Origin of the sequence: Roseovarius indicus, from assembly GCF_008728195.1 — a bacterium.
Lineage (GTDB): Bacteria > Pseudomonadota > Alphaproteobacteria > Rhodobacterales > Rhodobacteraceae > Roseovarius > Roseovarius indicus.
Genome location: NZ_CP031598.1, coordinates 1,888,630 through 1,915,381 on the forward strand (window position 1 = coordinate 1,888,630; position 26,752 = coordinate 1,915,381).

Here is a 26,752-nt window from a genome sequence, read left to right on the forward strand (position 1 = left end):
GGTATGGTGGCCGAGAGCGACCCGGGGGCTGGCGGGTTTCGCCCGTCGGTCTGGGTCGCGCGGCTGATTGCCCGGCCGGGGTTTCAGCGGGTGGCGAGCCGGGTGCCGCTTGGCCGGGGGTTGGCGCGGCGCGACGGCGCCGGGATTTTCGATATATTGCAGGGGTTTGTGGCGGCGCAGGTTTTGTCTGCGCTGGTCGAGTTGGGCGTGTTGCGGCGGCTCCTGGACGGGCCGGACGGCGCGGGGCGGCTGGGGCTGGCCTGTGGTATCCCCGAGGACCGGATGGGCGAGCTGTTGCAGGCCGGGGCCGCGCTGAAGCTGTTGAAACGGCGGCGGGACGGGCGGTTTGCGCTGGCCCGGAAGGGCGCGGCGATATTGGGCGTGCCGGGGCTGGAGGACATGATCCGGCACAACCGGGCGTTCTATGCGGATATGGCGGAGCCGGAGGCCCTGCTCAGGGGCGAGGGGGAGACGCAGTTGCAGCGGTTCTGGCCCTACGTCTTTGGCGGGTCGGACGGCATGTCGCGCGAGGCGGCGGAGCGGTATTCGGACCTGATGGCGCGCTCGCAGGAGCTGGTGGCGCAGGATACGCTGGAGGCGGTCTCGTTGCGTGGCGTCGGTACGCTGCTGGATGTGGGCGGCGGGTCGGGGGTGTTCCTGGCGGCGGCGTTGAGGCGGTATGGCGGTATGCGGGGCATGCTGCTCGACCTGCCGGCCGTGATGCCGGCGGCGGAGGAGCGGTTGGGGCGTGAAGGGCTGAGGGCCCGCGTGGCGCTGCATGGCGGGAGTTTCCGGGAGGGGGCGATTCCCCGCGGGGCGGACGCGATTTCGCTGATCCGGGTGCTCTATGACCATGACGACGACACGGTGCGCGCGCTCTTGGCGAAGGTTCATGACGCGCTGCCCGAGGGCGGCAGGCTGGTGATTTCCGAGCCGATGTCGGGCGGGCGGCGGCCCGAGCGGGCGGGGGATGTCTATTTCGCGTTCTACACGATGGCGATGGGCACGGGGCGCGTGCGCTCGGCCGAGCGGATCGGCGAGATGTGCCGCGAGGCGGGGTTTGGAAACATCCGCGCGCCAAAGGCGCGGCGGCCCTTCATCACCAGCGTTCTGACCTGCGCCAAGCCGGGCTGAGAGAATCGCCCGGACCCGCCCGTCAATCCTAACAAAGTGTAAAGATAAGTTGACAGATAAAGGTGTCTGTATAGACTGACATTCAGGCTTGGGAGGCCGACCTGCCCGACACATGAGCGGCAGGCGAGAAAAAAGGGAGGCGATCATGGAAACCCGCGCTGTCCTCCTGAATGGTCCGGAAGACCTTCAATTGGACACACTGGCGCTCAAGGCGCCGGGGGCCGATGATCTGGTCGTCGAAATCTCCCATTCCGGCATTTCCACTGGCACCGAAAAACTGTTCTGGTCCGGCCGGATGCCACCGTTTCCCGGCATGGGGTACCCGCTGGTGCCCGGCTACGAGTCGGCGGGCGAGATTGTCGAGGCCGGGGCGAATACCGGGTTCAAAGTTGGCGACACTGTCTTCGTGCCGGGTGCAGATTGTTTTGACGGAGCGTACGGTCTGTTCGGCGGGGCCACGCAACGGCTTGTGACGACCGCCGGGCGGGTCACGCGAATCGATGCGGGGCACGGGGCCGAGGGGGCGCTTCTGGCGCTGGCGGCGACGGCGCGCCATGCGATGGCGGGGCTGGACAAGGCCGTGCCGGAACTGATCGTCGGGCATGGGGTGCTGGGCCGGCTGCTGGCGCGGCTGACCGTGGCCGCGGGGGCCAAGCCGCCGACCGTCTGGGAGACGGATCCGGGGCGCCGGAGTGGCGCGCAAGGGTACCAAGTCATTGCCCCCGAAGACGACGAACGCCGCGACTATCGCGCGATCTATGACGCGTCGGGCAATGCGGAAATTCTGAACGACCTGATCGGACGGATCGGGAAGGGCGGCGAGATCGTGCTGGCGGGCTTCTACCCGTCGGACCTGAGCTTTGCCTTTGCGCCCGCCTTCATGAAGGAAGCGCGGCTGCGCGTGGCGGCCGAATGGGCGCGCGACGACCTGCTGGCCGTGCGCAGCCTGATCGAGAGCGGGGCGCTGTCGATGGCGGGTCTCATCACCCACAGCGCGCCGGCCGGGGACGCCGACCGGGCTTATCGGACCGCCTTTGGCGATCCGGCCTGCCTGAAAATGATACTCAACTGGAAGGACGCAGCGTGAAGGACGACGTGCCTAATCTCAAAGACTTCGACAGACGTCTGCGCGACGAGGCGAGCGAAGACCTCGCCGACCTGATCACCGAAGAGCCTACGAAGAAGACGCAGATCATCGCGATCTACGGCAAGGGGGGTATCGGGAAATCGTTCACGCTGGCCAACCTGAGCCACATGATGGCGGAGCAGGGCAAGCGCGTTCTGCTGATCGGGTGCGATCCGAAGTCGGACACGACGAGCCTTCTGTTCGGGGGCAAGGCGTGCCCGACGATTATCGAGACCTCGACGAAGAAGGGGCTTTCGGGCGAGCCGGTGAAGATTGGCGACGTGTGTTTCAAGCGCGGCGGCGTGTTCGCCATGGAGCTTGGCGGACCGGAAGTGGGCCGCGGCTGTGGCGGGCGCGGGATCATCCACGGGTTCGAACTGCTTGAAAAGCTGGGGTTCCATGACTGGGATTTCGACTATGTGCTGCTCGACTTCCTGGGCGACGTGGTATGCGGGGGCTTTGGCCTGCCGATCGCGCGGGACATGGCGCAGAAGGTGATTTTGGTGGGGTCGAACGACCTGCAGTCGCTTTATGTGGCCAACAACGTGTGCTCGGCGGTGGAGTATTTTCGCAAGCTGGGCGGGAATGTCGGCGTCGCGGGGCTGGTCATCAACAAGGATGACGGTTCGGGCGAGGCCGCGGCCTTTGCCGAGGCCGCCGGCGTGCCGGTGCTGGCCTCGATCCCGGCGGATGACGATCTGCGGAAGAAATCGGCGAATTACCAGATTGTCGGGACGGACAAGAGCCCGTGGGGGAGCCTGTTTGCCGGGCTGGCCGACGCGGTTTCCGTGGCGCCGCCGATCCGGCCGGTGCCGCTGGATCAGGACGGGTTGCTGGGGCTGTTCGACGGGTCCGACACGGGCGCGGGCGTCACGCTGGAGCCCGCGACGGACGAGGATATGCGCGGCAAGAACGCCAAGCCCAGGGAAAGCCTGGAGGTGATCTATGACGACGCGTGAGCGTTCCTTCGAGGCCGACAGGGCCATCGTGCGGGCGGTGTTCCGGGCGGCGCGGCCGGACCAGATTCGTCGGCTGCTGCGGGACATCCTGGAGACGAATTCCGACACGGGAAGACCGGAGGCCACATGAGCAAGCACGTCACATATGACGACGCGGGCGAGGTCGAGGTGACCCGTGGCACGGCCAGCGAGGAGGCGCCCCGGCTGGAGGGCGATCCGGGGCTGGGGTGCCATTCCGGGACGGAGATGGAAAAAGCCGCGCGCATGGCCGGGCAGAGCGAACTGCTGGACCAGTATGCGCGCGACTATCCGCAAGGCCCGCACGACAAGCCGCAAAGTATGTGTCCCGCCTTTGGCAGCTTGCGTGTGGGTCTTCGGATGAAACGGGTGGCGACGGTGCTGTCGGGCTCGGCCTGCTGTGTCTACGGGCTGACCTTTGTCAGCCATTTCTACGGGGCGCGGCGGTCGGTGGGCTATGTGCCGTTCAATTCCGAGACGCTCGTTACCGGCAAGCTGTTCGAGGATATCCGCGACGCGGTGCATGAGCTGGCCGATCCGGACCGGTTCGATGCGGTGGTGGTGACGAACCTCTGCGTGCCGACGGCGAGCGGGGTGCCTTTGCGGCTGTTGCCGGACGAGATCAACGGCGTTCGGATCGTCGGGATCGACGTGCCGGGGTTCGGGATACCGACCCATGCCGAGGCGAAGGATGTGCTGGCGGGCGCGATGCTGAACTATGCGCGGGCCGAGGCGGAAGCGGGGCCGGTGGCCCGGCCGGAGGCGGGAGTGTCGGATCTGCCGACCGTGGCGCTTCTGGGCGAGATGTTTCCGGCGGATCCGGTGATGATTGACCGGATGCTGGCGCCGATGGGATTGGCGGCGGGGCCGGTTGTGCCGTGCCGGGAGTGGCGGGAGCTTTATGCCGCGCTGGATTGCGGGGCGGTGGCGGCTGTGCACCCGTTCTACACGGCCGCGATCCGCGAGTTCGAGGCGGCCGGGCGGCCCGTGGTGGGCAGCGCGCCGGTGGGGCGTGACGGCACCGCGGCCTGGTTGAGCGGTATCGGGGAAGCCTTTGGGATTTCAGCGGAAAAGGTGGCGGAGGCGCAGAACGCGTTCCTGCCCGCGATCGAGGGCGCGCTGGCGGCGAAGCCGGTGCGCGGGACGATCACGCTGAGCGGGTACGAGGGCAGCGAGTTGCTGGTCGCAAGGCTGCTGATCGAGAGCGGGGCGGAGGTGCCCTACGTGGGCACGGCCTGCCCGAAAACGCCGTGGTCGGAGGCGGATGCGGAATGGCTTCGGGCCAAGGGCGTGACGGTGAAATTCCGGGCCTCGCTGGAGGATGATTGCGCGGCGATGGAAGGGGTCAAGCCGGACCTGGCCATCGGCACGACGCCGGTTGTGCAGAAGGCGAAAGAGCTGGGGATTCCGGGGCTTTATTACACGAACCTGATCTCGGCGCGGCCGCTTATGGGGCCGGCGGGGGCGGGGAGCCTGGCGGAGGTCGTCAATGCGGCCATCGCGGGCAAGGAGCGGATGGACCGGATGCGGGAGTTCTTCGAGGGCGTGGGTCACGGGGATACCGCGGGGATCTGGGAAGGCGATCCGAATATTCGCGAGGATTTCCGGGCGCTTAACGTCAAGAAACTCGAGAAGCAGGAGAGGGCGCGGAAGGCGCAGGAGATGATTTGATGGCGTTTCGTGGGGGATATCATGGTGGATTAGGGGCTCTGCCCCCGACGTTGAAATCCGGCGGATTTCAACGCCTCCCCCGGGATATTTCGGGCCAGAAGAAGCATGTCGGTATCACGTCGGTATTACGTCGGTATTTTGTCGGTGCGGAAGGCGGTGCGGGATGTTGATCCAGGATCATGACCGGGCCGGCGGGTATTGGGGGGCGGTCTATGCCTTCTGTGCCGTGAAGGGGTTGCAGGTGGTGATCGACGGGCCGGTTGGGTGCGAGAACCTGCCGGTGACGAGCGTGCTGCATTACACGGACGCGCTGCCGCCGCATGAATTGCCGATCGTGGTGACCGGGCTTGGCGAAGAGGAGCTGGGCCGCGAGGGCACGGAAGGGGCGATGAAGCGGGCGTGGGGGGTGCTCGATCCGGCGCTTCCGGCGGTGGTGGTCACCGGCTCGATTGCCGAGATGATCGGCGGGGGCGTGACGCCGCAGGGCACGAACATTCAGCGCTTCCTGCCGCGGACCATCGACGAGGATCAGTGGGAAGCCGCCGACCGGGCGATGACGTGGCTTTTCACCGAGTTCGGGATGACCAAGGGGCGGATGCCCAAGGAGAAGGCCCGCGAGGAGGGCGCCAAGCCGCGCGTCAATATCCTGGGGCCGATGTATGGCACGTTCAACATGGCGAGCGATCTGCACGAGATCCGGCGGCTGGTCGAGGGGATCGGGGCCGAGGTCAACATGGTGCTGCCGCTGGGCGCGCACCTGGCCGAGATGCGGAACCTTGTGAATGCGGATGTGAATGTCTGCATGTATCGCGAGTTCGGGCGGGGTTTGGCGGAGGTGCTGGACAAGCCCTACCTGCAGGCGCCGATCGGGGTGGACTCGACCACCAAATTCCTGCGCAAGCTGGGCGAGTTGCTGGGGCTCGATCCCGAGCCGTTCATCGCGCGCGAGAAGCATTCGACGATCAAGCCGGTGTGGGACCTGTGGCGCTCGGTCACGCAGGATTTCTTTGCCACGGCCAGTTTCGGGATCGTGGCGAACGAGACCTATGCGCGGGGCATCCGGCATTTCCTGGAAGGCGACCTGGGCCTGCCCTGCGCCTTTGCGGTGGCAAGATGCGCCGGGACCAAGACCAACAACGAGGAGGTGCGCGCGATGGTGGCGCAGCACCGGCCGCTGATCCTGATGGGGTCGATCAACGAGAAGATGTACCTGGCCGAGATGAAGGCCGGGCACGGGCCGCAGCCGGCCTTCATTCCGGCAAGCTTTCCCGGCGCCGCGATACGGCGGGCCACGGGGACGCCGATGATGGGCTATGCGGGGGCGACCTACCTGCTTCAGGAAGTGTGCAATGGCCTCTTCGATGCGCTGTTCCACATCCTGCCGCTGGGCAGCGAGATGGATGCGGCGGCCGCGACGCCCACGCCGCTCAGACGCAATTTCCCGTGGGACGAGGATGCGCAGGCCGAGCTTGACCGCATCGTCGCCACGCACCCGGTTCTGACCCGGATTTCCGCCGCCAAGACCTTGCGCGATGCCGCCGAGGACGCGGCCCTCAGGCAGGGTGCCGAGCGGGTGGTTCTGGAAACCGTGCAACAGCTTTCGCCCGAAAGGGCCACTTCAGTTCGCAAAGGAGGACTGACCCGATGACCGACCTCACATCCAACACGCCACGCCGCGGAAGCGGCGGCCGCCGGCGGAGCGCGGAGTTCCATTTCTACTTCGTGCTGATCTTCCTGCTGGCCCTGCCTTTCGCGACCGTGCGCTGGGCGCGGGACGTGATGACCTTCCGGACGCTCGACCTTCGGGGGCCGCTGGCGCGGGCCTGGGCCGAGGCGGACCGGACGACGCCTTTGATTTTCTCGGCCTGAGCGGTGACGCGCGGGACCCGAGACACGAGCTGCCGCCCCGCAAGGGGGGACAGACGCCAAAGGGGCCAGTCAGGCCCCGATGGACCCGGCCGCGGGGAACGCGGCGTCAGCATAACGTTCCGGAGGAAAGTTCATGGCTGATAACACCGACCTGTCCTTCACAGGTCTCACCGACGAGCAAGCCCAGGAGCTGCATTCGGTCTATATGAGCGGCCTTTGGCTGTTCGTACTGGTTGCAGTGGTCGCACATATCGCGACCTACATCTGGGCGCCCTGGTTCTGAGGAAGGATCGATAAATGTCTAAGTTCTACAAGATCTGGCTCATTTTCGATCCGCGCCGCGTGTTCGTTGCGCAAGGCGTCTTCCTGTTCCTGTTGGCCGTCATGATCCACCTGGTGGTTCTGTCGAACGGCGTCAACTGGTTCGAGAATGCGGCCGCATCGCGCTCGGCATCTTCGGAGTGATCCAAGGGACGCAAGTCCTAAGAGCGTTGCGGGCGGCGCGGCCGCCCGCAGCAAACCACATCAACGACATGACGGCTTGATGTCTGGACAGGACGGGCCGCCAAACGCGGAGAGACACATATGGCGTTGCTTAGCTTCGAGAGAAAGTACCGTGTCCGCGGAGGGACGCTGATCGGCGGCGATCTGTTCGACTTCTGGGTGGGGCCCTTCTACGTGGGGTTCTTCGGGGTCACCACTGCCTTTTTCGCGGCCCTGGGGACGATCCTGATATTCTGGGGGGCGGCCCACCAGGGCACGTTCAACCCGTGGCTTATCAATATTGCGCCGCCCGACCTGAGTTACGGGTTGGGCATGGCGCCGCTGATGGAGGGCGGTCTGTGGCAGATCATCACGATCTGCGCGATCGGGGCCTTCTGCAGCTGGGCGCTGCGCGAGGTGGAGATCTGCCGGAAGCTGGGGATGGGCTATCACGTGCCCTTCGCCTTTGCCTTCGCGATCCTGGCCTATGTCACGCTGGTGGTGTTCCGGCCGGTGCTGATGGGGGCGTGGGGGCATGGGTTTCCCTATGGCATCTTCAGTCACCTAGACTGGGTCAGCAACACCGGCTACGCGTACCTGCATTTCCATTACAACCCGGCGCATATGCTGGCGGTGTCGCTGTTCTTCACGACCTGCCTGGCGCTGGCGCTGCATGGCGGGCTGATCCTGTCGGCGGCGAACCCCGAGAAGGGGGAAGAGATGAAGACGCCCGATCACGAGGACACGTTCTTTCGCGACCTCATCGGGTATTCGATCGGCACGCTGGGGATTCACCGGCTTGGGCTGCTCTTGGCGCTGAACGCGGTGTTCTGGTCGGCGGTGTGCATCATCATCAGCGGCCCGGTCTGGACCAAGGGCTGGCCCGAATGGTGGAACTGGTGGCTCGAGCTGCCGATCTGGCCCTCGCAGATGGGGATGTGAAAAATGGCTGATTATCAGAATATCTTCACGCAAGTTCAGGTTGAAGGTCCGCCGGAATGGGGGATGGACAACGAGAACAACATGGCCGAGGAGCGGATCGGGAAACCGGGGTTCAACCGGCTGATCGGGTGGATCGGCAACGCGCAGCTGGGGCCGTTCTACCTTGGCTGGACGGGGATGATCTCGATCGCGACGGGGGTTTTGTGCCTCAACATCATCGGGATCAACATGCTGGCGCAGGTCGGCTGGTCTATCCCGGAGTTCCTGCGGCAGGGGTTCTGGCTGGCGCTGGAGCCGCCGGGGCCGGAATATGGCCTGCAGATGCCGCCACTGAATGAAGGGGGCTGGTATATCATCGCCTCGTTCCTTCTGTTGGTGAGCGTGTGTACCTGGTGGCTGCGCACCTACCTGCTGGCCGAGCAGCACAAGATGGGCAAGCACGTGGCCTGGGCCTTCGCGTCGGCCATCTGGCTGTTCCTGGTGCTGGGCCTCTTCCGGCCGATCCTGATGGGGTCGTGGTCGGAGGCGGTGCCCTACGGGATCTTCCCGCATCTCGACTGGACCACGGCGTTTTCCATTCGCTACGGGAACCTCTACTACAACCCGTTCCACTGTCTTTCGATCGTGTTCCTTTACGGCTCGTGCCTGCTGTTCGCGATGCATGGCGCCACGATCCTGGCCGTCAGCCGGTTCGGCGGCGACCGGGAGCTGGAGCAGATCGTCGACCGGGGCACGGCCTCGGAGCGGGCCGCCCTCTTCTGGCGCTGGACCATGGGGTTCAACGCCACGATGGAAGGCATTCACCGCTGGGCGTGGTGGTTTGCCGTGCTGACGCCGATCACCGGCGGGATCGGGATCCTGCTGACCGGCACCGTGGTGGACAACTGGTTCATCTGGGCCCAGGAGCACAATTTCGCGCCCATGTATGACGGCTCTTACGGCTACGACAGTTACGGGTCTTACGAGGCCTTCATAGGGCAGGAGAACTGATCATGCTTCCTCAATGGTTCAACAAGTGGAATGAAGACAACCCCACCAACATCTACCGCCCGGCGATCCTTGTCGGCGTGGCGGGCGGGGCGGTTTTCGTGGCGACCATGCTGGTGGCGTTCGGGCAGCCCTATGCGACCGAGAGCCTGCAGACCGGGCCAAGGGGGACGGGGATGTCGGTGACCGAGTTCACCATGGATCTCGACACGCCCGACCCCTCGATCGAGGGGTTCCTGGCCACCACATCCGACCCGGTGCCACCTCAGGGCGGGGAAGAGACCGCCGGGGAGGCGCGTGAGAACGTGCCGCCGGGGCTGGAGGGGCTGACGGTCGAGAACTATGACCGCCTGCTCACCGCCATGCGGGCCTGGACGGGGATACCGGACCTCTTCGAGGATGCGGAGAGCTACCAGACCGCCGTGGGTCATATCATGGTCGGCATGACCCAGAACCTCAACGAGAACTGGGATGGCCATGTCAACGCGCAGAAACAGGTGGGCGTGACCTGCTACACCTGTCACCGCGGGCAGCCGGTGCCGAGCGACGTCTGGTTCCGGACGGTCAAGGACACCCCGGCCGCCGCCGGCTGGTCGGCCAGTCAGAACATGGTGACCGACGTGAGCCAGTCGACCTCGCTTCCGTCGGATGCGCTGGAGACCTACCTGCTCGATTACGGGGTGATCGGGGTGCATGACCTCGACAGCCGGGTGGCCGGTGTGCCGGGGCAGGATGGCTATCCGGGCATCCAGAATGCCGAGCGGACCTATGCGCTGATGAACTATATCGACAATGCGCTGGGGGTGAACTGTACCTTCTGTCACAACACGCGCGCCTTCTACGATGGCGGGCAGGTCACGTTGCAGTGGGGGACCGCGCAGCTTGGCATCCAGATGGTGCAGGAGCTGAACAACGAGTACCTCGTGTCGCTGGACGGGCTATTGCCGGAAGATCGGCTTGGCCCGGTGCATGGCGACGCGCCGAAGGCCGCGTGCAAGACCTGTCACAAGGGCTATCAACAGCCGCTTCAGGGCACCAACGTGATCCGGCAATGGCCGGAGCTGGCCACGACCTCGGGTGAGCCGGACTATGCCGCGTTCGAAGGGGCGGAGTCTGGTTCGGAGAGCGCGGAGGCCGAGGGGGCCGACGAGTCGGGATCCGAGGAGCAGGTGGCCGTAGAGGGCGATGCCGCCGAGGAAGGCGCCGCCGACGGCGAAGAGACCGAAGGCACCGCCACCGAATGACGAACGGGGCGGCCGGGCATTCCGGCCGCCTTGCCCATCGCGCCGCACGCGCCCCGGAAGATTGCGCGGGCGACGCAGCCACCACCCTTTGCGAAAGGGGGACGCGATGACCCATACCACCCCGAAAACCCCGCTTCTTGACCGCGTGGCCGGACCGGCCGACCTGCGGCGGATGCCTGATGATGAGCTGGCGGCGCTGGCCGGTGAGCTGCGTGCCGAGCTGATCTCGGCGGTATCGGAGACGGGCGGGCATCTGGGCTCGTCGCTGGGAGTGGTCGAGTTGACGGTGGCCATTCATGCCGTGTTCAACACGCCGATGGACAAGCTGATCTGGGACGTGGGGCACCAGTGCTATCCGCACAAGATCCTGACGGGCCGGCGCGACCGGATCCGGACGCTGCGCCAGAAGGGGGGGCTTTCGGGCTTCACCAAGCGGGCGGAGAGCGCGTTCGATCCGTTCGGGGCGGCGCATTCCTCGACCTCGATCAGCGCGGCGCTGGGGTTCACCGTGGGCCGCGACATGGGCCAGGCGACGGGCGATGCGATCGCCGTGATCGGCGACGGCGCGATCAGCGCCGGGATGGCCTATGAGGCGCTGAACAACGCGGGCGCCGAGGGGCGGCGGATGTTCGTCATCCTCAACGACAACGAGATGTCGATCGCGCCGCCGGTGGGGGCGATGTCGGCCTATCTGAGCGGATTGTATGCGAATGAGCCGCTGGCGAAGATGCGGTCATTGGCCGAAGGGTTCGAGGCGGCGATGCCGGCGCCGATGCGCGAGGGGGCGAAGCGGGCGAGGCAGTTGGTGACGGGGGGCTTGAGCGGGTCGGGGACGCTCTTCGAGGAGCTGGGATTCGAGTATGTCGGCCCCATCGACGGGCATGACATGCGGCAGGTCTTGCCGGTGCTGCGCGCCGCGCGGGCGCGGGCGACGGGGCCGGTTCTGATCCATTGCTGCACGGTGAAGGGCAAGGGCTATGCGCCCGCCGAAACCAGTGCCGACAAGTATCACGGCGTGGCGAAGTTCGACGTGGAAACCGGCGCGCAGGCCAAGAAGGCGGGCGGGGCGCCGAGCTATACCTCGGTCTTTGGCAAGGCCTTGAGCGAGGAAGCGGCGCGCGACCCGGATATCGTGGCGGTGACGGCGGCGATGCCGGCGGGCACCGGCGTGGATATCATGGCGCAGCGCTTTCCGGGGCGGGTGTTCGACGTGGGCATTGCCGAGCAGCACGGGGTAACCTTTGCCGCCGGGATGGCGGCGAGCGGGCTGAAGCCCTTTGCGGCGATCTATTCGACGTTTTTGCAGCGCGGCTATGACCAGGTGGTGCATGACGTGGCGCTTCAGGGCCTGCCGGTGCGGTTTGCCATCGACCGGGCGGGGCTTGTCGGCGCCGACGGGGCGACACATGCCGGCGCCTTCGACATCGGCTACCTGTCGAGCTTGCCGGGGTTCACGGTGATGGCGGCGGCGGATGAGGCGGAGCTCAAGCACATGGTGGCGACGGCGGCGGCGCATGATGACGGGCCGATTGCCTTCCGCTATCCGCGCGGGGCCGGGACGGGGGTGACGTTGCCGGAGCGGGGTCAGGTGCTGGAGATCGGCCGCGGCCGGGTGCTGTGCGAGGGGGATGACGTGGCGCTGTTGTCGCTGGGGGCGCATCTGTCGGAATGCCTCGATGCGGCGGCGATGCTGGAGGATGAGGGCCTGAGCGTGACGGTGGCCGATGCGCGGTTCGCCAAGCCTCTGGACGAGGCCTTGGTGCTCAGGCTTGCACGGACGCACCGGGCGCTGGTGACGGTGGAGGAGGGGGCCGAGGGCGGCTTCGGCTCCGTCGTGATGCATGCGCTGGCGCGGCATGGCGCGTTCGACCGGGGGCTGGCGATCCGGAACGTCTGCCTGCCGGACCGGTTCATCGAGCAGGCGAGCCCGGCGGAGATGTATGCGGATGCGGGGATGACGGCGGCGGATATCGCGGCCATGGCGCGGGGCGCCGTGGGCCGGGGCACGGAGGTGGTGCCGCTGAGCGTGGCCACCTGAGAGACGAAGGGCGGGCGACGAGAAGCCGCGCGGGCCAAGGGCCGGCGCGGCTTTTTCTTGGCTGTCGGAGGGCTCAGCTGTCGGCGCCGAGGGACGAGAGATAGGCCCAGAGATCGGCGGCGTCTTCTTCCTTGCGGACCTTGTAGGTCATCTTGGCGCGGCCGTCTTCACCGGTGTATTCCTTGAGCCAGTCCGTCGGCTCCTGCACGTAGCCGATGAAGTCTTCCTCGTTCCACTCGAGGCCCTTTTCGCCGGCGGCGGTCATCAGGTCGGAATACTTGAAGTCTTCCTGCGATCCGGCGGTGCGGCCGGCGACGCCGTAGAGGTTCGGGCCGGTGCGGCCGCCCTTGACGATGGTTTCATCCGCCGACTCGATCATGTGGCAGGACTTGCACTTGCGGAATTCCTTCTCCCCGTTTTCCGCGTCGCCTGCGGCGTAAGCCGGAAGGGTCAGAGCGATCGTGGCGGTCAGGGCTGCAATCGTTGATTTCATGGGGTCCTCCATTGCTGCGTAATCAGTGATCTAGAACGGGTTGGTGTAAGTCAACGTTACAGGCTGTCGCGGGGGTCAGGCCACGGCATGGGCGATGGCGCATTGCTTCCACAGCACGGTCAGCGCCTCGACCAGGTGGTCGATATCGGCGTCGGAATGAAGCGGGCCGGGGGTGAAGCGCAGGCGTTCGGTGCCCTTGGGCACTGTGGGGTAGTTGATGGGCTGCACGTAGATCCCGTAGTCGTTCATCAGGATGTCGGACAGCATCCGGCACTTGACCGGGTCCTTGATCATGACGGGGATGATGTGGCTGGGGTTGTCCATGTGCGGGATGCCGCGGGCGTCGAGTTTCGCGCGCAGGCGGGCGACCTGGCGGCGCTGGCGTTGGCGTTCGAGGTCGGAGGTTTTCAGGTGGGCGATCGAGGCCTGCGCGGCGGCCGCTACGGCGGGGGGCAGGGCGGTGGTAAAGATGAAGCCGCTGGCGAAGGAGCGGACGAAATCGCAGAGCGCGGCCGAGCCGGTGATGTAGCCGCCCATGCAGCCATAGGCCTTGCCGAGCGTGCCCTCGATGAGGGTGATGCGGTCCGCCAGCCCCAGTTCCTCGGACACGCCGCCGCCGCGGGGCCCGTAGAGGCCCACGGCATGGACCTCGTCGAGATAGGTCATGGCGCCGTGCTTCTCGGCCACCTCGACGATTTCCTGCATCGGGCAGATATCGCCATCCATGGAATAGACGCTTTCGAAGGCAACGATCTTGGGCGCGTTGGCGGGCAGGGTGGCCAGCTTGCGGTCGAGGTCCTCGGGGTCGTTATGCTTCCAGATGACTTTCTGGGCGCGGGAATGGCGGATGCCTTCGATCATGCTGGCATGGTTGAGCGCGTCGGACAGGATCACCGCGTCGGGCAGGCGGGCGCCCAGCGTCGACAGCGCCGCCCAGTTCGACACGTAGCCGGAGGTGAAGAGCAACGCCGCCTCCTTCCCGTGCAGGTCCGCCAGTTCACGTTCGAGGGCCACGTGGTGGTAATTGGTGCCCGAGATGTTGCGGGTGCCGCCGGCGCCGGTGCCGCATTGGTCGATCGCGGCCTTCATGGCCTCGCGCACGATGGGGTTCTGGCCCATGCCGAGATAATCGTTCGAGCACCAGACGGTGACTTCGTCGGGGGCGTCGTCGTCATGGCTTTTCGCCTTGGGAAAGGCGCCGCAGCGGCGCTCGAGCTCGGCGAAGATGCGGTAATTGCCCTCGCCCTTCAGGTCGTCGAGCTGTGCGGTGAACATGGCATCAAAAGTCATGAGGTCCCTCCGGTCGTGTGCTTGGTGTCTGTTGCCTGGGCGCCGGAAGCATCCAGCGCCAGAGTTTCGCGTCGGGCAGCGGAAGCACCATGAGCCAGTGTTCCAGAAGCGCGAGCGCAGTGATGGCGAAAAGGAGGCCGAAGCCCGCCGCCCCGGCCGGGGTTTCGGCCGCGTAAAGCCGTTCGAGCCAGCAGGCGGCGGCGAAGGTGAGCGCGGTGATCGAGACCGGGAAGACCCAGTTGAGCCGCGAGATGCGGAAATGGCTGGCCAGATGGGCGAGCGCCTCGGGCAGGAACTCGGTATTGATCTTGGGCACGCCGAAATAGAGGTTCAGCTTGGCCGAGATGCGGGCAAAGTAGAGGATCGTGAAGGTCCAGAGGCCGAAGGTGTTTTCCGCCCCCGCGCCGTAGAGCCACATGGCCAGCAGCAGCGAGGTCAGCAGCATTTCGTGATAGGCGATGGTGCCCCAGGCACGGATGAAGCGTTCCCATTCCGGCAGGCCCTTCGGGCAGGGATAGGGGTTGGGCCCGGTGATGACGCCGGTCAGGAAGGCGAGCTCCACCCAGCCCCAGATCGCCAGCGCCGAGAGGAACGCGCCATAGGCCGCGCCGGTCGAGGTGCCGCCGAGCGAGCGCTCGTAGCCCCAGACGCCCACCGCCAGCAGGGGCAGCGCCGCGCCCGTGACCATCCTCCGCGCCCGCCGCCCGGCCCGGTCGGCATGGCGCACCACCATCAGGATCGCCCCGGTGGAGAACCACCAGACGAAAAGCGCCACGAGGGCTGCGACCCACGCCGAACTCATGGCGACCCCCCTGCTTCTTCTGGCCAAAAATATCCCGGGGGCGTGGGGGCAGCGCCCCCACTCCGGTCCGCGATGCAATCGCGGAAACCGGCCATCAGTACGCCGGCTCCAGCCGGGTCGAGGCGGGCACGTTATGCCGTTTCGCCGGGATGACGTAGAGCCGCGCGAAGGCCGCTGCCGCGCGGGTGCTGGCCGCCATGCGCCGCAGCGCCGCCATCGGGCCGGTCTGGGCCTTGGCTTTCGCGAGGTCGGCATTGGCCTTTTGCAGCCGCTTCAGCCCGCGCGACCAGGCGGGGCTCTCGATGTCGAGGGTGATTGGAAAGATCTGTTTCGAGAGCTCCGAGGTCTTGGTGAAGACCTCGTGCCCGTACCAGTCGGGATCGACGCCCAGGGCCGCGTGGAATTCCGGCCGCTGGTGGTCGCGCACGTACATGGTGGCGTAAACCGCCGTCAGGAAGAACTTGATCCACCAGACATTGACGCCCGAGGTGAGTTTCGGGTCGGTCTTCATCAGCAGCGCGAAGGCCTCGCCATGGCGGAACTCGTCGTTGCACCATTCCTCGAACCATTTGAAGATCGGGTGGAAGCGGTGTTCGGGATGCGCCTGAAGGTGGCGGAAGATGGTGATGTATCTCGCATAGCCGATCTTCTCGCTCAGATAGGTTGCGTAATAGATAAATTTCGGCCGGAAGTAGGTATATTTCTTCTTCTGGGTCAGGAAGCCGAGGTTCACCGCCACGCCCGCCTCGCGCAGGGCATCGTTGATGAAGCCCGCGTGGCGGGCCTCGTCGCGGGCCATGAGCTGAAACAGCTTGGTGATGTCGGGGTTGCCGCCGCGGCGCTTCATTTCCTTGTAGAGCACGCAGCCCGAGAATTCGGCGGTGCAGGAGGAGATCAGGAAGTCGATGAATTCCTTCTTCAGGGCGGGGTCCATCCCCTCCCAGTCGACATGGTCCCAGTCTTCGGTCTTGCGGAAGTGGCCCTTGTTGGGGTCGGCGTCCATCTCGGCGATGAGTTCGTCCCAGTCGCGGCGCACCGGGGTGACGTCGATCGCGTCCATCTCGTCGAAATCGGTGGTGTAGAAGCGCGGCGTCAGCAGGGTGTTCTGCATGGCCACGTCGGTGGCGAAATGGCTGTCGAGCTTGGCCTGCTCTTCCTGGATGGCGAGGCCTTCCTCGGCCGTGGTCGCATCGGCGGTGTGCCGGGCGTGAAGGGGTTTGGCTTGCATGTTCATAGCGTGGCCTCCTCGGAGAAGGAAAATTCGCAGAGTTCCATGACTTCGATATCGCCGGTCCAGCGCGTCCAGAGGCGTTCGAGCTTGCTGGCGCGGACGATGGTCGCCTCGCGGTCTTCGCGGACGATCTCACCGAAGGGGGCCATGATCTCGGGCCCTTTGACCTGGACCTCATCCCCCGGATAGACGGTGGTGCCGTTGTTGAAGCGCACATGCGCGTGCAGGCTTTCGAACTTGTGGCTTATCTCCACCGTGCAGGGCGCGTGTTCTATTTCTCTTGTCAGCCATCCCATTTTGGCCTCCTCTCTCAGTTTGCCAGAAGCCGCGCGAAGGCCTTGGCGTTGTCTGCGCCGAACCCCATGAGGTCGGCGCTCCACCCCGTTGCGGGGTCGTGGATTTCGAGACGCCCGGTGTCGCGTCGGCGCAGCGCGAGGGGGGCGTCGGGGGCGACACCGTGCTTGGTGCGTTCGCGCAGGATCACGCGGTAGACGCCCGAGACGAAGCCGCCTTCCTGCGGTGTCAGCTCGGCGATGAGCGTGCCGTCGGGCGCGGTGACGGTGGCGCGGCCGGCCATGTCGCCCGAGAGGACGATGGCGCGTTCGGTGACGATGGCGCCTTGCGGCGGCGTGGCGACGAGCGGGCGGTCGGTGAGGCGGGCCCAGGTGACGACGGCCAGAACGGTGAGGCAGAGGATCAGCATGGCGCGGGCCATGAAGCGGGGCACGAGTTCCTTGTCCTGCGGTTTGCGGGGGGCTGCGGGGTGTGTGTCGATCTGGGTCATCGGTTCGGTCCTATTCCGCCGCCACGGCCGGGGCGGGGGCCGTGCGGGCCACTTGCGGCGTGCTGATGCGGGCCTCGGCGGCCTCGGAGAGCAGGCGGGCGATGTTGTCGGCGTCGGGGATGCAGCGCAGCGCGGGCTGGGTGCGGCGCATGACCCAGGGGCGCACATGCGGCCAGCAGACGAGGTAGGACAGCCGCGTCTTGCCCTTGAGGTCGAGCGCGATGGTGCCGGTGCCCCCCTTGCGCAGGTCGAGCGAGGCACTGGCGATCTGGGTGAAGGGCAGGTTCAGCGTGACGGTCAGCGCCGCGCCGATGCGCATGGCGACGCGGCGGTTGGTGATGGTGTAGATGGTCGAGCGAGCCTGCATGAAGCCGATGATCATCAGGAGCGCCGCCGTGATCGCGCCCATGACGAGGAAGGGGAAGGCGGCCGCGAAGGCCGTGCCGGCCGCCGCCTGGTCGATCAGCGTGACGAAGCGCCAGAGCGCCAGCGCCACGAAATAGGCCACCACCCATTTGAGGTTGAGCGACTCCTTCGTCAGCGCCCACCAGTCGGGGCGGCCCTGCCAGAGGATCCGTTCCCCCTCTGGCGGTGTTTCGGGCAGCCCTGCGACGGGCTCGAATGCAAAATCGTCATGGCTCATGGTGGCCTCCTCCCGTTTTCCTTGTTGGCCCCGGGCTGGCCGTGTCAGCCCAGTTGTGGTTCCAGCCGCTCTGCGCTGGCGTAGAGCGTGCCGCCGGCGTAGTAGCCGGTGATCTTGTCTTCCTCGAGCAACGTGACCTGCCGGGGCGAGGCGTGGGCCGGGATGCCGGGGAAGTGCTTGCCGTAGAGCGAGCGCACGGCGACCCGGTCGGACTTGATCCGCGCCATGGTCAGCGGGATGAGCCGCTTCCCCTTGTTGTCGTTCAGCTCCATCTCGAGGTAGCGGACAAGCTGTTCGGGCTCGTCGATCCACATGTCGGTGACGCGGCCCACGACGGCGCCGTCGCCCGCCACGACCGGCAGGTTGCGCGGGTCGCGGCCGGCGGCCACGGAATAGTGCTCGTTCGCGGCCATCGGCACGATCTTGGGATGGCCCTGGCCGTCAAGCTCGGGCACGTCGCGGCGCGGGGCCCAGCTTGCGGGGCCGACGCCATCGGCCATCGGGTCGCCGGTGGGCACGAACGGAAAGCCGTTGCCGGCCGCCGTCTTGGCGAGCGCGATCTCGGAACGTTCGGCATTCTGGGCCGACGGCACGGTGACCTCGCCGCGTCCGTGGGGCAGCTTGAAGGTCTTGTCGTCGGGCACCGGGAACAGGCCCTGGTTGGCCGACGGCTTGCCGTCATCGTCTTCGAGGGGGTAGCCCTCGCGCATGTTCTCGCGCTGGATGTAGTAGATCAGCAGCGCGAAGAAGATCCAGAACAGCCAGAGCGTCAGGCTGGCCAGGTCGAAATTGCCAAAGAACGGTTCGGTCATGTTTCAATCCTTTCGATCGGTCTGCGGGTCATGTCGGGAAGTCGGCCAGGCCGATACGGGCCGTTCCCGGTTTGGGGGGCTGCGGGGCGAGGCCGGGCAGGCGGACCAGCGGGCCCAGCACGACGAGCGTCACGAAGAGCAGCCCGATTTCGATGTGGTAGACGAAGGAATAGCCGGTGGCGGCGGTGTTCAGCGCCTCGCCCCAGGCGCCGGTGGTGGCGATGGCGTTGATGCCGTCGCGCAGCGCGCCGCCGAAGGCGATGGAGAGACCCGCCGCCGTGGCCTGGGCCGCGCCCCAGGCGCCGAGCGCGAGGCCGTGGCCGGCGGCGCCTTTCGCGGGCAGGGTCATGGCGGCGATGAGGGTCGAGACGGCGAAGAGCCCGCCGCCGAAGCCGATGAGCAGCGTGCCGGCGAAGAAGATCGCGGCGGATTGCATGGGCGCGGCGAAGATGACGGTGGAGAAGGCGGCGATGCCGAAGAGGATGCCGGTGGCCGCAAGTCGGAAGGCGTTGCGGCCGTGTGACAGCGCCCGGCCGGCAAGTGCGAAGCCTGCCAGCGCGCCTGCGGCCCAGACAGCGGTGAGAAGCGTGGTGGAGGAGACCGAGAGGCCGAGGATCTCGCCGCCGTAGGGTTCAAGCAGGACGTCCTGCATGTTGAAGCCCATCGTGCCGAGGAAGGCCACGGCGAGGAGGCGCCCGGCCTGACCGCCGTTCATCAGGTCGGCCCATGCGTCGCGGAAGCGGGGGCGGGGCGTTTCGCGCTCGGCGCGGCTCATCGGGCAGACTTTTTCCTGTTTCCAGAGCGCGATGAGGTTGAGGAGGATGCCGACGCTGGCCGCGCCCTGCACGACGCGGATCAGTTGCAGCGGCGTGAAGTCGCGCAGAAGCCAGCCGATGATGATGGAAGACAGCCCCATGCCGAGGAGGAACATGACATAGAGCAGCGCCACGACGCGGGGGCGGGTTTCGTCCGTCGCGCGGTCTGTGGCCAGCGCGAGGCCCGCGGTCTGGGTCATGTGGATGCCGAGGCCCGTCATCAGGAAGGCCAGCGCGGCGAGCACTTCGCCCGCCCATGCCGGGCCGACGGTCTGCTGGCCGGAGAGGACGAGCAGCGCGAAGGGCATGACGGCAAGCCCGCCCATCTGCCAGAGCGAGCCGAACCAGAGATAGGGGATGCGCTTCCATCCCAGCGCGCTTTTGTGGGTGTCCGAGCGGAAGCCCAGAAGGGTGCGGAAGGGGGCGATCAGGACCGGCAGGGCGATCATCATCGCGACGATGGTGGCCGGGACGCTGAGTTCGACGATCATCACGCGGTTGAGCGTGCCCAGAAGCATCACGGTCGCCATGCCCACCGAGACCTGGAAGAGCGAGAGGCGCAGGAGCTGACCCAGCGGCAGGCCGTCGCTTGCCGCGTCGGCGAAGGGAAGGAAGCGGGTGGTCAGCTGCTTGAGGTGATGCGGGCGGAGGATCATGGGCGATACTCCATCGCCTGGCTGATGTAGAAGCCGGAGGTGACGCGGTCGAGCGCGGTGAGGGTGCCGGGGGCCTCGGCCTTGGTGAGGGCCTTTGTCAGGCGGGCCGGGGCGTGGGGCACCATGGTGGGCGAGCGGTCGGCGCGCGGGAAGAGCTGGCCCATGCGCCACATCGCCATCAGAAGCGCGGTGCGCGGGGCGACGGTGAAGACAATGCTGCCGGAGGTGCGTTGGCCGAGGTTGTTGAGGGCGGCGGCGATGTCGGCCTGGGTGTAGTAGATCAGGCTGTCCATCGCCATGACGTGGTCGAAGCGGCCGAGATCGGTGCCCAGCATGTCGCCGGTGCGGAAATCGACCTTGGCCGTCAGGTCGAGCGGCAGGCGCTGGCGGGCGATGCCCACGAGCGAGGGCGAGATGTCGATCGCCACCACCTCGGCGCCGCGGGCCGCCAGTTCCGCCGTCATCTGCCCGGCGCCGCAGCCCGCATCGAGCACGCGGGCGCCGGTAAGGTCGGCGGGCAGGCGGGAAAGCATCTGCGCGCGCATCGCATCGCGCCCGCGCCGCACGGTTTCGCGGATCTTCGAGACCGGCGCATCGCTCGTCAGCCGTTCCCATGTGCGGGTGGCCGTGCGGTCGAAATAGGTCTCGACGCGGGTGAGCGTGCGGTCATAGGTCATCAGTCGAACCCCAGAAGCTCGAAGATGTCGCGGTCTTCCATGGGGGCGGGGGCCAGTGGTTCCGTCCCACGCCAGAGGGTTTCGGCGAGGCGGACATATTCGGCCCGGCAGGCGAGGATATCGTCGTCGTCGTCCATCTCGAAGAGGGTCTTCTTCTTGAGGCGCGAGCGGCGGATGGCGTCGACGTCGGGCATGTGGGCGATGCGGTTGAAGCCCACTTCGCGGCAGTAGCGGTCGACCTCGTCGGTGTCTTTCGAACGGTTGGCGATACAGCCGGCGAGCCGCACCTTGTAGTTGGCCGACTTGGCCTGAACGGCCGCGATGATGCGGTTCATGGCGTAGATCGAGTCGAAATCGTTGGCGGTGACGATGACCGCGCGGTCGGCATGCTGAAGCGGCGCGGCAAAGCCGCCGCAGACCACGTCGCCCAGCACGTCGAAGATCACCACGTCGGTGTCTTCCAGCATGTGGTGCTGTTTCAGCAGCTTGACGGTCTGGCCCACCACATAGCCGCCACAGCCGGTGCCGGCGGGCGGGCCGCCGGCCTCGACGCATTGCACGCCGCCCCAGCCCATCGTGACGAAATCTTCCGGCCTCAACTCCTCGGGATGGAAATCGACCTCCTTCAGGATGTCGATCACCGTGGGCTGCAGCCGCCCGGTCAGGGTGAAGGTACTGTCATGCTTGGGGTCGCAGCCGATCTGCAACACGCGCTTGCCCATTTGGGCGAAGGCGGCGGAGAGGTTCGACGAGGTGGTCGATTTGCCGATGCCGCCCTTGCCGTAGACCGAGAAGACCTTGGCGCCTTCGATTTTCATCGACGGGTCCTGGTGGACCTGAACCGACCCTTCGCCGTCCTGACCCTTGAGGTTCGGGATGTCGTCGCGGGGACTCATGGTGCCTCTCTTTCATTGTTCTTCAAATACTCCGGGGGTGTGGGGGCAGCGCCCCCACGAAGGCCTCGGAACATGGCGCGTTGCGGGGTCATTCTGCGGCCACCCCTTCCAGCCGGTCTTCCAGCGCGTCCGCGGCATCGCGCAGCGCTGCAAGGGTTGCGTCGTCGGGTTGCCAGTAGGCGCGGTCATGGGCCTCGAGCAGGCGGTTCGCCATGCGCGAGGAGGCCGCCGGGTTGAGCGTGGCGAGCCGCTGGCGCATCTCCGCGTCGAGGACGAAGGTTTCGGAGATGCGCTGGTAGACCCACGGCTCGACCTGGCCGGTGGTGGCCGACCAGCCCATCGTGTTGGTGACGTGGCTTTCGATCTGGCGCACGCCTTCGGCCCCGTGTTTCAGCAGGGCCTCGTGGAATTTCGGGTTGAGCGAGCGCGAGCGGGTTTCCAGCGCGACCTGGTCGGCCAGCGTGCGGATGCGGCCGGCGCCGCGGGTGGTGTCTGAGATGTAGACCGCCGCTTCCTGCCCGCCGCGGGCGCGTTTGACCGCGCGGGAGATGCCGCCGAGCGTGTCGAAATAGTGGTCGACGGTGGTGATGCCGAGTTCGACCGACTCGAGGTTCTGATAGGCGAGGTCGACATCGGCGAGGGCCTTTTTCAGTAGGCCGTTGTTCTGTTGGGCCTTGCCGTTCATGCCGTAGGCAAAGCTCTTGCGGGCGACATAGGCGTCGGCCAGCTCGTCCTCGTCGTCGAAGGCGGAGCTGTCGACCAGCATGTTGACGTTGGAGCCATAGGCGCCCTCGGCATTGGAGAAGACGCGGAGGGACGCCGTTTCCATGTCGCAGCCTTCGCTTTCGGCGTAGGCCAGCGCGTGGGCGCGGAGGAAGTTCATGTCTTCCGGCTCGTCAGCGGTGGCGGCCTTGAAGGCGGCCTCGGCCAGCAGTTTCGTCTGCAGCGGCAGCAGGTCGCGGAAGATGCCGGAGAGGGTCATGATGACGTCGATCCGGGGGCGGCCCAATTCGGCGAGCGGCACGAGGTCGGCGCCGCAGAGGCGGCCGAAATTGTCGAAGCGGGGCTTGGCGCCCATGAGCGCGAGGGCCTGTGCCAGCGGCGCGCCGTCGGACTTGATGTTGTCGGAGCCCCAGAGCACAAGCGCCACGCTGCGCGGCAGGGTCTTGTGGGTGTCGAGCAGCAGTTGCGCCTGTTTCGCGCCTTCGCGGCAGGCGAATTCGGTTGGCATGCGGAACGGGTCGAAGGCGTGGATGTTGCGGCCCGTGGGCAGGATGTCGGTGGAGCGGATGAGATCGCCGCCCGGAACCGGGGGCGTGAAACGGCCGTCGAGGGCGTGAAGGAGCGCGGGAAGTTCGGTGTCGCGTTGCAGGAGGTTGTCGGTGCGGGCGCGGGTCTCGGCGTCGGCGCCGTCGAGCAGGGTGAGGTATTCGGCGCGGGCGGTGTCGGACATGGGCTCGCCGACGATATGCAGGCCATCGGGGATGAGGGCGTCTTCGGTTTCGAGCAGTTTCAGCCAGAGCGTGTCGGGGTCTTGCGTCGGCATGTCGACGGCGGCGGCCTGTTCGGCGATGAGCGCCGCGATCTCGGAGCGTTCCGGGGCGTCGGGGGCGGTGGCGCGCCAGCGGGTGAGGCTGTCTTTCAGCTCCGCCAGCCCCTTGTAGAGGCCGGAGGCGGCCAGCGGCGGTGTGAGGTGCGAGACCGTCACGGCGTTCGAACGGCGCTTGGCGAGCGTGGCCTCGGAGGGGTTGTTGGAGGCGTAGAGGTAGACATTGGGCAGATCGCCGATCAGGCGGTCGGGCCAGCAGGCCGCGCCGGGGCCGGCCTGTTTGCCGGGCATGAATTCCAGCGCGCCATGCATGCCGAAATGCAGGAGCGCATCGGCGCGGAAGGTTTGGCGGAGCCAGAGGTAGAATTGCGTGAAGGCGTGGGTGGGGGCGAAGCCGCGCTCGAAGAGCAGGCGCATCGGGTCGCCCTCGTAGCCGAAGGCGGGCTGGAGGCCGACGAAGACCTTGCCGAACTGCGCGCCGAGGATAAAGACGCCGCGGCCGTCGGATTGCACCTTGCCGGGGGCGGGGCCCCATTGGGCCTCGATTTCCGAAAGCCAGGGCGTGTCGGCGACGATCCGGTCGGCGGGGACGTGATCGGCGACGTTGGCCTCCTGTCCGTACTGGGCGGCCGAGCCTTCGAGGACGGCGGCGCGGAGGGCGTCGACCGTTTCCGGCGGGTCGAGGTCGTAGCCGCGGGCTTTCAACGCGTGGAGCGTGTTGAAGAGCGAGCGGAAGACATCGAGATAGGCGGCGGTGCCGGCGGCGCCCGCGTTGGGCGGGAAGCCGAAGAGGACGATGCCGAGGCGGCGGTTGGCGGTCTCGCTGCGGCGCAGGCGGGCCTGCCGGTCGACGCGGGCGGCCAGCGTGTCGATGCGTTCGGGGCAGGGGGCCATGGCCTTGACCGCCGAGATCATCGAGCAGGCGCGGAAGCAGCCGGCGCAGCCCTCGGGGCCATGACGGCCGGCGAAGACGGTGGGGGTGGTGGCGCCGTCGAGCTCGGGCAGGGCGATGAGCATGGTGGTCTCGATCGGCCCCAGCCCCTGCGGTGAGGCGGCCCATTGGCCGAGCGTCTGGAACTCCAGCGGGTGGGCGGCGGTGTAGGGCACGTCGAGCGCCGAGAGCACGTCGATGGCGGCGGTGTTGTCGTTATAGGCCGGGCCGCCGACGAGAGAGAAGCCGGTGAGGGAGAGGAGGGCGTCGATTTGCGTGACGCCGTTCTGGCGGAAGAAGCTGTCGATGGCGGGGCGCGCGTCGAGGCCGCCGGCGAAAGCGGGCAGGACGCGGAGGCCGCGGGCTTCGAGGGCGCGGATGACGGCGTCGTAATGGGCGGTGTCGTTGGAGAGCACGTAGCTGCGCATCATCAGCAGGCCGACGGTGGCGTGATACCCCTTGGGCGCGGGCAGGTCGGCGGGGTCGGTGGTGATGCGGTCCTTCAGACCCGGGTGGTAGAGGCCGGTATCGGGGTAGTCGAGCGGTTCGGGCGCGCGGGCGCCGCGCCAGCCGGCGTGGCGGCAGTAGCGCGAGATCATGAAGCGGACCATCGCCTCGATATTGTCGTCCGACGCGCCGAGCCAGTATTGCATCATCAGGAACCAGGCGCGGAGATCCTGGGCCTTGCCGGGAATGAGCTTGAGGATGCGGGGCAGGCGGCGGAGCATCCGCATCTTCTTGGCGCCGTCATCGGTTTTCGAGGTTTTCGAGCCGCCGCGCAGTTTTTTCAGAAGCTTGCGGGTGGTGCTTTCGGGGGCCGCCATGTCGAGCGTGCCCATGCGGGTGAGCTTGACGATCTGGGCATCGGCGATGATTCCGGCCATGGCATCGCAGTTGTCGCGGCGGGCCTGCAGGTCTGGCAGGATGGCGGCGATATGCTCTTCGAGAAAGAGCAGGTTGGCGATGACGATGTCGCCGGTGGCGATGGCGGATTTGGCCTCGGCCAGCGCCTCGGGGCGTTCGCCCCATTCGGCGGCGGCGTGGACGGTGAGTTCGAGGCCGGGGAAATCGCGTTCGAGCCGGCCGGCGACGCGGGCGCAGGGGCCGGCGGCGTGGCTGTCCAGCGTGAGGATGACCACGCGGTAGGGCTGGGGCCCGGGTATGATGGCATCACCGCGCATAATGGGCCTTGGCCTCGTAGAGCGTGTCGATGCCGATCTGGGAAAGGCCTTTTTCGGCGGCGAAACTTTCGGTGTTGCGGCGGGCCTTGCCGCGGACGAAGAAGGGGACTTTCTTGAGTTCGCGCTCGGCGTCGTCGAGCCAGACCACGGTACCGGGGTGCTCGTCAGCCGTTACCGGCTGCCTCGCCTCGGGGTCGGGGCGGGGCTTGGCCTTGTGGCCGTGGTGGCTGGCGCCGGCGTCGTCGTGGAATTCGAAATCCTCGCGGAACATGTGGAGGAGGTGTTCTTCCAGCCCCATGACGAGGGGGTGCACCCAGGTGTCGAAGATGACGTTGGCGCCCTCGATGCCCATCTGGGGCGAGTAGCGGGCGGGGAAATCCTGGACGTGGACGGGCGCGGAGATGACGGCGCAGGGGATGCCGAGGCGCTTGCCGATATGGCGCTCCATCTGGGTGCCGAGGATGAGTTCGGGGGCGAGGGTTTCGATGCGCTGTTCGACGTCGAGATAGTCGTCGGTGATCAGCGCCTCGACGCCGTACTCCCGGGCCAGCGCCCGGATCGGGCGGGCCATTTCGCGGTTGTAGCAGCCGAGGCCCGCGACCTCGAAGCCCATCTCGTCGCGGGCGATGCGGGCGGCGGTGGCGACATGGGTGCCGTCGCCGAAGAGGAAGACGCGCTTGCCGGTGAGGTAGGTGGAATCGACGCTGGCCGAGTACCAGGGCAGGCGGAGGCGGGCGGTGTCGAGGGTTGGTTCGACGCCGGTGAGGGTGGCGACCTCCTTGACGAAATCATGGGTGGCGCCGACGCCGATGGGGACGGTTTTGGTGAAGGGCAGGTTCAGTTCCCGTTCCATCCAGCGGCAGGCGGCCTCGCCCGTCTCGGGGTACATGAGCACGTTGAAATGGGCGGCGCCGAGGCGGGTGAGGTCTTGCGGCGTGGCGCCATAGGGGGCGCAGACGTTGACGGAGATGCCGAGGTCGGAGAGCAGCGCCGTGATCTCGGTGATGTCGTCGCGGTGGCGGAAGCCGAGGGCGGTAGGGCCGATGAGGTTGCAGGTGATCTGCGGGGTCTTGTCCATCGGCCGGGCGAGGGCGCGGGTGATCTGGAAGAAGGTCTCGTCGGCGCCGAAGTTTTCCTTGCGCTGGTAGCTGGGCAGGTCGAGCGGGATGACGGGGATGGGCAGGCCCATGGTTTCGGCCATGCCGCCGGGATCGTCCTGGATCAGTTCGGCGGTGCAGGAGGCGCCGACGATCATCGCCTGCGGCTGGAACCGCTCGTAGGCGTTCTGACAGGCGGTCTTGAAGAGGTTGGCGGTGTCGGAGCCGAGGTCGCGGGCCTGGAAGGTGGTGTAGGTGACCGGCGGGCGGTGGTTGCGGCGCTCGATCATGGTGAAGAGCAGGTCGGCATAGGTGTCGCCCTGCGGGGCGTGGAGGACGTAGTGCAGGCCCTTCATGGCAGTGGCGACGCGGAGGGCGCCGACGTGGGGGGGGCCTTCGTATGTCCAGACGGAGAGTTTCATTG

26 protein-coding genes are annotated in these 26,752 nt (G+C 66.9%); 13 read left to right on the top strand and 13 right to left on the bottom strand.

Annotation, left to right across the window (positions count from 1 at the left end):
• The first annotated feature begins 3 nt into the window (after window positions 1-3).
• The 13 genes from RIdsm_RS08725 to dxs all read left to right on the top strand — a co-directional run bounded on the left by RIdsm_RS08725 (window position 4) and on the right by dxs (window position 12,471).
• Window positions 4-1,134, top strand: a complete 1,131-nt coding sequence (locus tag RIdsm_RS08725) for a methyltransferase (RefSeq protein ID WP_057814006.1) — start codon at window positions 4-6, stop codon at window positions 1,132-1,134.
• A 145-nt stretch (window positions 1,135-1,279) separates the two neighbouring features.
• Window positions 1,280-2,221: a chlorophyll synthesis pathway protein BchC gene (bchC, locus tag RIdsm_RS08730; RefSeq protein WP_057814004.1), complete on the top strand. Its 942-nt coding sequence runs from the start codon at window positions 1,280-1,282 to the stop codon at window positions 2,219-2,221.
• Entirely contained in the window at window positions 2,218-3,219 is a 1,002-nt protein-coding gene (locus RIdsm_RS08735; RefSeq protein WP_057814002.1) for a chlorophyllide a reductase iron protein subunit X, read from the top strand. Before bchC ends, RIdsm_RS08735 begins: the two co-directional genes overlap by 4 nt.
• Window positions 3,206-3,349, top strand: a complete 144-nt coding sequence (locus tag RIdsm_RS30075) for a hypothetical protein (protein WP_160325809.1) — start codon at window positions 3,206-3,208, stop codon at window positions 3,347-3,349. Before RIdsm_RS08735 ends, RIdsm_RS30075 begins: the two co-directional genes overlap by 14 nt.
• Complete coding sequence (gene bchY / locus RIdsm_RS08740; RefSeq protein WP_057814001.1) at window positions 3,346-4,908, top strand: chlorophyllide a reductase subunit Y; 1,563 nt, start codon at window positions 3,346-3,348, stop codon at window positions 4,906-4,908. Before RIdsm_RS30075 ends, bchY begins: the two co-directional genes overlap by 4 nt.
• 163 nt (window positions 4,909-5,071) lie before the next feature.
• Window positions 5,072-6,556, top strand: a complete 1,485-nt coding sequence (bchZ, locus tag RIdsm_RS08745) for a chlorophyllide a reductase subunit Z (RefSeq protein WP_057813999.1) — start codon at window positions 5,072-5,074, stop codon at window positions 6,554-6,556.
• Entirely contained in the window at window positions 6,553-6,777 is a 225-nt protein-coding gene (pufQ, locus tag RIdsm_RS08750; protein ID WP_057813997.1) for a cytochrome PufQ, read from the top strand. The genes bchZ and pufQ overlap by 4 nt, the downstream gene beginning before the upstream one ends.
• Window positions 6,778-6,910: 133 nt before the next feature.
• A complete protein-coding gene (gene pufB / locus RIdsm_RS08755; RefSeq protein WP_057813995.1) occupies window positions 6,911-7,060 on the top strand; it encodes a light-harvesting antenna LH1, beta subunit in 150 nt (49 codons plus the stop codon).
• A 14-nt stretch (window positions 7,061-7,074) separates the two neighbouring features.
• Window positions 7,075-7,242: a light-harvesting antenna LH1, alpha subunit gene (pufA, locus tag RIdsm_RS08760; RefSeq protein WP_057813993.1), complete on the top strand. Its 168-nt coding sequence runs from the start codon at window positions 7,075-7,077 to the stop codon at window positions 7,240-7,242.
• A gap of 120 nt (window positions 7,243-7,362) precedes the next feature.
• Window positions 7,363-8,202 carry a photosynthetic reaction center subunit L gene (gene pufL, locus RIdsm_RS08765; RefSeq protein ID WP_057813991.1) on the top strand — a complete coding sequence of 280 codons (840 nt, stop codon included), beginning with the start codon at window positions 7,363-7,365 and terminating at the stop codon, window positions 8,200-8,202.
• 3 nt (window positions 8,203-8,205) lie between these two features.
• The gene (gene pufM, locus RIdsm_RS08770; protein WP_057813989.1) at window positions 8,206-9,192 is read left to right on the top strand and encodes a photosynthetic reaction center subunit M; all 987 of its coding nucleotides are present in this window, start codon (window positions 8,206-8,208) and stop codon (window positions 9,190-9,192) included.
• Window positions 9,193-9,194: 2 nt separating this feature from the next.
• Window positions 9,195-10,433 (top strand): photosynthetic reaction center cytochrome PufC, encoded by a 1,239-nt coding sequence (pufC, locus tag RIdsm_RS08775; RefSeq protein WP_082647283.1) that lies wholly within the window; start codon window positions 9,195-9,197, stop codon window positions 10,431-10,433.
• 106 nt (window positions 10,434-10,539) lie between these two features.
• A complete protein-coding gene (gene dxs / locus RIdsm_RS08780; protein ID WP_057813987.1) occupies window positions 10,540-12,471 on the top strand; it encodes a 1-deoxy-D-xylulose-5-phosphate synthase in 1,932 nt (643 codons plus the stop codon).
• A 73-nt stretch (window positions 12,472-12,544) separates the two neighbouring features.
• Here the strand turns inward: dxs and RIdsm_RS08785 are convergent, their stop codons facing one another.
• The 13 genes from RIdsm_RS08785 to bchB all read right to left on the bottom strand — a co-directional run bounded on the left by RIdsm_RS08785 (window position 12,545) and on the right by bchB (window position 26,750).
• Window positions 12,545-12,964: a c-type cytochrome gene (locus tag RIdsm_RS08785; protein ID WP_057813985.1), complete on the bottom strand. Its 420-nt coding sequence runs from the start codon at window positions 12,962-12,964 to the stop codon at window positions 12,545-12,547.
• Between the two features lie 75 nt (window positions 12,965-13,039).
• Window positions 13,040-14,254: a 5-aminolevulinate synthase gene (gene hemA, locus RIdsm_RS08790; RefSeq protein ID WP_057813982.1), complete on the bottom strand. Its 1,215-nt coding sequence runs from the start codon at window positions 14,252-14,254 to the stop codon at window positions 13,040-13,042.
• Window positions 14,244-15,056, bottom strand: coding sequence for a putative photosynthetic complex assembly protein PuhE (puhE, locus tag RIdsm_RS08795; RefSeq protein ID WP_057813980.1), 813 nt, complete (start codon window positions 15,054-15,056; stop codon window positions 14,244-14,246). The genes hemA and puhE overlap by 11 nt, the downstream gene beginning before the upstream one ends.
• 94 nt (window positions 15,057-15,150) lie before the next feature.
• Complete coding sequence (gene acsF / locus RIdsm_RS08800) at window positions 15,151-16,290, bottom strand: magnesium-protoporphyrin IX monomethyl ester (oxidative) cyclase (RefSeq protein ID WP_057813978.1); 1,140 nt, start codon at window positions 16,288-16,290, stop codon at window positions 15,151-15,153.
• Complete coding sequence (locus RIdsm_RS08805) at window positions 16,287-16,583, bottom strand: hypothetical protein (RefSeq protein ID WP_057813976.1); 297 nt, start codon at window positions 16,581-16,583, stop codon at window positions 16,287-16,289. Before RIdsm_RS08805 ends, acsF begins: the two co-directional genes overlap by 4 nt.
• 14 nt (window positions 16,584-16,597) lie before the next feature.
• On the bottom strand, window positions 16,598-17,071 hold the full coding sequence (gene puhC / locus RIdsm_RS08810) for a photosynthetic complex assembly protein PuhC (RefSeq protein ID WP_057813975.1): 474 nt from the start codon (window positions 17,069-17,071) through the stop codon (window positions 16,598-16,600).
• Between the two features lie 10 nt (window positions 17,072-17,081).
• The gene (gene puhB / locus RIdsm_RS08815) at window positions 17,082-17,714 is read right to left on the bottom strand and encodes a photosynthetic complex putative assembly protein PuhB (RefSeq protein ID WP_057813973.1); all 633 of its coding nucleotides are present in this window, start codon (window positions 17,712-17,714) and stop codon (window positions 17,082-17,084) included.
• Between the two features lie 44 nt (window positions 17,715-17,758).
• Entirely contained in the window at window positions 17,759-18,526 is a 768-nt protein-coding gene (puhA, locus tag RIdsm_RS08820; protein ID WP_057813971.1) for a photosynthetic reaction center subunit H, read from the bottom strand.
• Window positions 18,527-18,554: 28 nt separating this feature from the next.
• A complete protein-coding gene (locus RIdsm_RS08825; protein WP_057813969.1) occupies window positions 18,555-19,997 on the bottom strand; it encodes a PucC family protein in 1,443 nt (480 codons plus the stop codon).
• Window positions 19,994-20,674, bottom strand: coding sequence for a magnesium protoporphyrin IX methyltransferase (bchM, locus tag RIdsm_RS08830; protein ID WP_057813967.1), 681 nt, complete (start codon window positions 20,672-20,674; stop codon window positions 19,994-19,996). Before bchM ends, RIdsm_RS08825 begins: the two co-directional genes overlap by 4 nt.
• Window positions 20,674-21,570: a ferredoxin:protochlorophyllide reductase (ATP-dependent) iron-sulfur ATP-binding protein gene (gene bchL, locus RIdsm_RS08835; RefSeq protein WP_057813965.1), complete on the bottom strand. Its 897-nt coding sequence runs from the start codon at window positions 21,568-21,570 to the stop codon at window positions 20,674-20,676. The genes bchM and bchL overlap by 1 nt, the downstream gene beginning before the upstream one ends.
• 88 nt (window positions 21,571-21,658) lie before the next feature.
• Window positions 21,659-25,231 carry a magnesium chelatase subunit H gene (locus RIdsm_RS08840; protein WP_057813963.1) on the bottom strand — a complete coding sequence of 1,191 codons (3,573 nt, stop codon included), beginning with the start codon at window positions 25,229-25,231 and terminating at the stop codon, window positions 21,659-21,661.
• Entirely contained in the window at window positions 25,221-26,750 is a 1,530-nt protein-coding gene (gene bchB / locus RIdsm_RS08845; protein ID WP_057813962.1) for a ferredoxin:protochlorophyllide reductase (ATP-dependent) subunit B, read from the bottom strand. The genes RIdsm_RS08840 and bchB overlap by 11 nt, the downstream gene beginning before the upstream one ends.
• Window positions 26,751-26,752: the final 2 nt, after the last annotated feature.

Coding starts and splice junctions, on each gene's coding strand:
- RIdsm_RS08825 (WP_057813969.1), bottom strand. CDS start 19,997: ATGATCCTCCGCCCGCATCACCTCAAGCAGCTGACCACCCGCTTCCTT.
- hemA (WP_057813982.1), bottom strand. CDS start 14,254: ATGACTTTTGATGCCATGTTCACCGCACAGCTCGACGACCTGAAGGGC.
- RIdsm_RS08840 (WP_057813963.1), bottom strand. CDS start 25,231: ATGCGCGGTGATGCCATCATACCCGGGCCCCAGCCCTACCGCGTGGTC.
- RIdsm_RS30075 (WP_160325809.1), top strand. CDS start 3,206: ATGACGACGCGTGAGCGTTCCTTCGAGGCCGACAGGGCCATCGTGCGG.
- pufA (WP_057813993.1), top strand. CDS start 7,075: ATGTCTAAGTTCTACAAGATCTGGCTCATTTTCGATCCGCGCCGCGTG.
- RIdsm_RS08805 (WP_057813976.1), bottom strand. CDS start 16,583: ATGGGATGGCTGACAAGAGAAATAGAACACGCGCCCTGCACGGTGGAG.
- bchY (WP_057814001.1), top strand. CDS start 3,346: ATGAGCAAGCACGTCACATATGACGACGCGGGCGAGGTCGAGGTGACC.
- dxs (WP_057813987.1), top strand. CDS start 10,540: ATGACCCATACCACCCCGAAAACCCCGCTTCTTGACCGCGTGGCCGGA.
- pufM (WP_057813989.1), top strand. CDS start 8,206: ATGGCTGATTATCAGAATATCTTCACGCAAGTTCAGGTTGAAGGTCCG.
- acsF (WP_057813978.1), bottom strand. CDS start 16,290: ATGAACATGCAAGCCAAACCCCTTCACGCCCGGCACACCGCCGATGCG.
- bchC (WP_057814004.1), top strand. CDS start 1,280: ATGGAAACCCGCGCTGTCCTCCTGAATGGTCCGGAAGACCTTCAATTG.
- pufC (WP_082647283.1), top strand. CDS start 9,195: ATGCTTCCTCAATGGTTCAACAAGTGGAATGAAGACAACCCCACCAAC.
- puhB (WP_057813973.1), bottom strand. CDS start 17,714: ATGAGCCATGACGATTTTGCATTCGAGCCCGTCGCAGGGCTGCCCGAA.
- RIdsm_RS08725 (WP_057814006.1), top strand. CDS start 4: ATGGTGGCCGAGAGCGACCCGGGGGCTGGCGGGTTTCGCCCGTCGGTC.
- bchB (WP_057813962.1), bottom strand. CDS start 26,750: ATGAAACTCTCCGTCTGGACATACGAAGGCCCCCCCCACGTCGGCGCC.
- bchL (WP_057813965.1), bottom strand. CDS start 21,570: ATGAGTCCCCGCGACGACATCCCGAACCTCAAGGGTCAGGACGGCGAA.
- bchM (WP_057813967.1), bottom strand. CDS start 20,674: ATGACCTATGACCGCACGCTCACCCGCGTCGAGACCTATTTCGACCGC.
- puhC (WP_057813975.1), bottom strand. CDS start 17,071: ATGACCCAGATCGACACACACCCCGCAGCCCCCCGCAAACCGCAGGAC.
- puhE (WP_057813980.1), bottom strand. CDS start 15,056: ATGAGTTCGGCGTGGGTCGCAGCCCTCGTGGCGCTTTTCGTCTGGTGG.
- RIdsm_RS08785 (WP_057813985.1), bottom strand. CDS start 12,964: ATGAAATCAACGATTGCAGCCCTGACCGCCACGATCGCTCTGACCCTT.
- pufL (WP_057813991.1), top strand. CDS start 7,363: ATGGCGTTGCTTAGCTTCGAGAGAAAGTACCGTGTCCGCGGAGGGACG.
- bchZ (WP_057813999.1), top strand. CDS start 5,072: ATGTTGATCCAGGATCATGACCGGGCCGGCGGGTATTGGGGGGCGGTC.
- puhA (WP_057813971.1), bottom strand. CDS start 18,526: ATGACCGAACCGTTCTTTGGCAATTTCGACCTGGCCAGCCTGACGCTC.
- pufQ (WP_057813997.1), top strand. CDS start 6,553: ATGACCGACCTCACATCCAACACGCCACGCCGCGGAAGCGGCGGCCGC.
- pufB (WP_057813995.1), top strand. CDS start 6,911: ATGGCTGATAACACCGACCTGTCCTTCACAGGTCTCACCGACGAGCAA.